The sequence below is a fragment of the Streptomyces sp. NRRL S-495 genome, from assembly GCF_000966955.1.
GTDB classification, from domain to species: Bacteria; Actinomycetota; Actinomycetes; order Streptomycetales; family Streptomycetaceae; genus Kitasatospora; species Kitasatospora purpeofusca.
Genome location: NZ_JZWY01000080.1, coordinates 1 through 882, shown reverse-complemented (window position 1 = coordinate 882; position 882 = coordinate 1). Strand labels below are relative to the sequence as shown.

Below are 882 nucleotides of genomic sequence, written 5' to 3'. Positions count from 1 at the left end.
GGCGGGCGGCGCCGGCTGGGCGGCGCCGGTGCTGGTGATCGGCCTGGCCGCCGCCTTCGCCGGACTGCTGCTGGGCGGGCGGCGCTCGATCCGGACCCGCTACCGGCCGGATCCCTGGGCGCTGCCGGAGTGGCTCACCGCCGGGTCCGGGGTCGCGGTGGTGGCGGCGACGGCCTGGCTGGCCGCGCTGGACCCGCTCGCCTTCGCCCCCACCGTGGTGCCGCCGACCGCGCCGGTGCTGCCGGTCGCCGCGGCGGCCGCCGTCCTGCTCGGGCTGCTCCCCGCCTTCGTCACCCCGGTGCCGCCGAACACCACCGGCGCCACCTCCGGCAACTCCACCGGAAGCACCACCGGAAGCACCGCCGAAGCCACCGCCACCAAGGCCGCCGGCAAGGCCGCCACCACCGCCAGGACCCCGTCCGGGCCCGGGAGGACTCCGTGATCACCTTCGAACAGGTCGGCGTCCAGTACGCCGACGCCGAGGCGCCCACGATCGACGGCGTCGATCTGACCGTCCCCGAGGGCGAACTCTGCCTGCTCGTCGGCCCGTCGGGCTCCGGCAAGTCGACCCTGCTGGGCACGGTGAGCGGCCTCGTCCCGCACTTCACCGGCGGCGTGCTGCACGGCCGGGTCACCGTCGACGGGCGGGACACCCGGGACCACCGGCCGCGCGAACTCGCCGACCTGGTCGGCACGGTGGGCCAGGACCCGAGGGCGCACTTCGTCACCGACACGGTCGAGGACGAACTCGCCTACGGCATGGAGTCGCTGGGCCTGCCGCCGGACGTGATGCGGCGCCGGGTCGAGGAGACCCTCGACCTCCTCGGCCTGGCCGAACTGCGGCAGCGGGCACTCGGCTCGCTCTCCGGCGGCCAGCAGCAG

1 protein-coding gene and 1 pseudogene are annotated in these 882 nt (G+C 76.4%); both read left to right on the top strand.

What is annotated here, in order from left to right; all coding sequences use genetic code 11:
• Positions 1–442: pseudogene (locus tag VR45_RS05790) on the top strand (energy-coupling factor transporter transmembrane protein EcfT); the annotation flags it as partial.
• A partial coding sequence (locus VR45_RS05785) for an ABC transporter ATP-binding protein (protein ID WP_045938587.1) occupies positions 439–882 on the top strand: 444 nt, incomplete at its 3' end. The pseudogene VR45_RS05790 and the gene VR45_RS05785, both read left to right, overlap by 4 nt.